The organism is Natronococcus sp. (assembly GCF_047921035.1).
Taxonomy (GTDB): Archaea; Halobacteriota; Halobacteria; order Halobacteriales; family Natrialbaceae; genus Natronococcus.
This window is the reverse complement of the sequence record NZ_JBLRWX010000182.1, coordinates 1-3,321: the sequence shown is the minus strand read 5'-3', so window position 1 is coordinate 3,321 and position 3,321 is coordinate 1. Positions and strand designations below refer to the sequence as shown.

The 3,321-nt window shown below is 64.6% G+C and carries 4 protein-coding genes and 2 pseudogenes; 5 read left to right on the top strand and 1 reads right to left on the bottom strand.

The window, feature by feature from the left end; translation table 11 throughout:
* Both ACNA7R_RS19785 and ACNA7R_RS19780 read left to right on the top strand, forming a co-directional pair.
* A pseudogene (locus tag ACNA7R_RS19785) lies at positions 1-338 on the top strand (NADH-binding protein); the annotation flags it as partial.
* Positions 335-1,060, top strand: a complete 726-nt coding sequence (locus ACNA7R_RS19780) for a hypothetical protein (protein WP_416285259.1) — start codon at positions 335-337, stop codon at positions 1,058-1,060. The pseudogene ACNA7R_RS19785 and the gene ACNA7R_RS19780, both read left to right, overlap by 4 nt.
* On the opposite strand, the gene ACNA7R_RS19775 is transcribed toward ACNA7R_RS19780, so the two are convergent.
* The gene (locus ACNA7R_RS19775) at positions 1,057-1,230 is read right to left on the bottom strand and encodes a DUF5786 family protein (protein ID WP_416285260.1); all 174 of its coding nucleotides are present in this window, start codon (positions 1,228-1,230) and stop codon (positions 1,057-1,059) included. The two genes, ACNA7R_RS19780 and ACNA7R_RS19775, sit on opposite strands and share 4 nt — an antisense overlap.
* Positions 1,231-1,340: 110 nt before the next feature.
* Here ACNA7R_RS19775 and ACNA7R_RS19770 point away from each other — a divergent pair, with 110 nt between their 5' ends.
* The 3 genes and pseudogenes from ACNA7R_RS19770 (at position 1,341) to ACNA7R_RS19760 (ending at position 3,248) form a co-directional block, all read left to right on the top strand.
* Complete coding sequence (locus tag ACNA7R_RS19770; RefSeq protein ID WP_416285258.1) at positions 1,341-2,354, top strand: DUF5784 family protein; 1,014 nt, start codon at positions 1,341-1,343, stop codon at positions 2,352-2,354.
* A 127-nt stretch (positions 2,355-2,481) separates the two neighbouring features.
* Positions 2,482-2,684, top strand: a pseudogene (locus tag ACNA7R_RS19765) (IS1595 family transposase); the annotation flags it as partial.
* Between the two features lie 75 nt (positions 2,685-2,759).
* Positions 2,760-3,248 (top strand): cupin domain-containing protein, encoded by a 489-nt coding sequence (locus ACNA7R_RS19760; protein ID WP_416285257.1) that lies wholly within the window; start codon positions 2,760-2,762, stop codon positions 3,246-3,248.
* Positions 3,249-3,321 lie beyond the last annotated feature (73 nt).

The following is a 3,321-nucleotide window of genomic DNA, read 5'->3' as shown; positions in this document are numbered from 1 at the left end:
GTCCAGACGTGCTCACCTACGGCGAGATGCTCCGGACGACCGCGAAGATTACGAGAGGGTGGGAGCCGGTGATCGTCCCGGTCCCGGTGCTGACGCCGACGCTGTCGGCGTACTGGGTCGACCTCGTGACGGACGTCGACCCGCAGGTCGCCCACCGGCTGATCGAGGGGATGGTCAACCCGGTGGTCGTCGAGGACGACCGCCTGCGGGAACTCGTCGGCGTCGACCCGACGCCGTTCGAGGACGCCGTCCGCAGCGCGCTCGCCGAGGAGGTAACCCTCGACGGGGACACCCTCGAGAGCGGGCTGCCCGACGAGGGGCGGCCGCTCGAGGAATGACCCGGACGCCGGAGTACGGCGAGACGTGGGTCTACGAAAGTATCGTCGGCGCGCTGCCGGGGTTCGAGCTCTCCGATCGGCTCGCCATCGGGATCCAGTTCGCGGTCTTCGAGGCGGCGCTGCTCGCGGTTGCAGCCGCCTACGGGCTGTGGGAGGCGGTCGTTCCGGGAACCGTCGCCGTCCTCGTCGCGGCGGTCGGCAGCTGGCTCATGCTCCGGTACAGCCGTTCGGTTCGGGCGCTTCGCTCGCCCGAGGGGTACCGACGCGTGCTGTTCGGCTCGAACATCGAGGTCGTCCTCGGGGTGATGGCGTTCGTCCTCCTGGTGACGTACCTGTTCGTCACCGATCCCCGGACCAGCGACGTGCCGTTGCTGACGGAGATCCTCGGCCCCGAGCCCCCGGCACTCGCGGTCGCTCTGCTCCTGTTGATCCTCTGGGACGTCGTCTACCGGATCGGTACCTGCTGGTGGGCGACCGTCGCCGGGCTCTGGCGGTCGATCGTCTACGAGTTCGAGCCCGAGACGACACGGGAGTACGCCCGGGTCGACGGGCTCAACGTGGCGTTCGCGGGCGTCCAGTTGCTGTTCGTCCCGTTCGTTCTGGGGCATCCGATCCTCGTCGGCGCGCTCGTGGGTCACGTGATCGCCGTCGTCGCGGTGGCGGCGCTGTCGGTACTGCTGCAGCGACGATCTCAAAAAGAATCCGGAGGGACGACCCTCTAATCCGACTTCATCTCCTCGAACTTGCTCAGCAGCTCCTCGGCCGACTCGCCGGCGTCGTACTCGACCTTGCCGTGGTAGATCGTCCGCTCGTCGTCGAAATCCGCATCCACCCGCGAGGCCTGCGCCTCGCGCCGCTCGTGTTCGTCTTCGTCATAGGCACCCATTGACATGGTAAGTATACACATCGTAGGCATCTGATGCTTATCAATGTAACGGTGACCCACACTCCTGCCGTCGCGTCAGCGAACAGTATATACCCACCCGGGCACAATCTATCGGCGTGGCACGGCCGCTTCGCTTTCGTTACTCGCCCGCCCGCTGGAGCGAGCAACGAGTCAGACAGGAGATACTGGGTCCGCTTCGCTCGAACATCGGCGCTCGAGCCGCGACCCCGCGATTCGATATCGGCGCAGACTGGGAGACACACCGCTTCGAGATGCAAAACGGCGACCTCGCGCTCTTTGCCCGCAACGGCGAGGAGGCCTACTGGATGGGCAACACCGAAACGCCCTCCTCGCTGTGGAAGACCGACAAGTTCGGCTGGAACGACGTTCCCTACCACGTCGCCCGGTGGAACCAGCGGGAGCTGCTCGCGACGCTTTACGAAACCGACCCGTGGCTCGCCGACTACCCCTACCTCTCGTGGTTTTTCTTGCCCGTCTTCATGTCCAAGGACGGCCGCGAGTCGACACGGGCCTTCTTCCGCGAGCACGCCGCGGGCTTTCCCGACGCCGGCCGCCGCGAGGCGACCCGCTACTTCGAGGACTTCCTCGAGACCGGCGTGCTCGACGACTACCGGTCGATCATGGCCGGCAAGCTCGGCACGAGCAACCACGTCGACCGCGTCCGGATGAGCGCCGCGATGGGCGAGTTCATCGCCGCGAAGATCCTCACCGACGCGGGCTACGAGGTCACTCCCGAGATCGAGGTGACGACCGGCCACTCGCTGGACTACCGGGCCGAGGACGAGGAGACGAACCGCCTCGTCGAGGTGACCCGGCCCCAGCCCCCCGCGAACCGGGCCGCAGCCGGCCCCGTCGCCGCCGTGCGCGACACCGCCGAGACGAAGACCGACGGCCAGCTCGCCGAACACGGCGGCGGCGCCGTGTTGTTCGTCGACTGCTCGAGCTTCCGGGACGACGCCTGGGCCGCGGTAAAGGGCGAACAGCCCGACCTCCGACATCGCCCCGCGGTCGTCTACCGCGCCCGTCCGAACGGCCACGTCGAGGGCTACCGGAAGGGGTCGGTCCCGCTCGAGTTCGGCGACGCGATCGAGTTTTTCGATCCCTCGTGAAGCAGATTGTTGATAGTGGGAGCTGTAGCTGAAAGTCGAAGAGGACGTGGGCACCGCTGGCGCGGTGCCCGATCTGCTCCCAATCCACTGCTTCGTGTCGGAATCAGCCGCAGCGAACCTGGTGTAGCAGGAGTCGCTAGCCGTCTACACCGACGGATTTCGGGCGTGTGAGCCACTAGCTGATGGCGACAAGTCCGACCGACAATACGTCGTCCACAGCGACGGTGAATACGCTGCTGAAGACGCCATATCAATATCTACGAGAGTCACGGCTCGCCGGTACGGCCGTGGCTCTCGCCCCATCGAGGTGTCTCAAAAGACGAGCTTACACTCTGTTTTATACTGTTAGCTGATCCACCCCGATTAGTCGACATCATTAACCCGACTCGTCCGGTAACTTTCCGTATGGAGAAAGTAACCATCGATGACGTGCGAAACGAGGTCAACCCGATGCAAGTTCACGACGTGCGCCGACCGGTCTCGGACGCACTCGGAACCGATCACTTCGCGATGAACTACTTCGAACTCGCGCCGGGCGATTCCTTCTCCGGGGGGCTTCACACGCATCACGACCAGGAAGAAGTCTTCTACATCGAGGAGGGAACGGCGGTGTTCGAGGTCGGCAAGGAGCGTGAACGGGTAACCGTCGAGGAAGGGGAAGTCATCAGATTCGAACCCGGAGAGTTCCAGATGGGCTACGCGAAAAAAGAGAACGGAAACGAGGTTGTCGGCTGGGCGATGGGCGCACCCGGCTCGACCCACGACTGGGAGGAACTCGAATCGGTGGTGCCATGCCGGGAGTGTGAGGAGGAAGTTCCACACGCGACGGGGATTAATTCGGAGGGCCGATTCGAGTTCACCTGCACCGAGTGTGGCAACGAGTTTGCGATGTAAATTGCCTCGGGGTCAAGCCCCGAGGCTTTCGCATGGACTCCCGTTCTATGCCTCAACCGAGGCAGGGGGCACG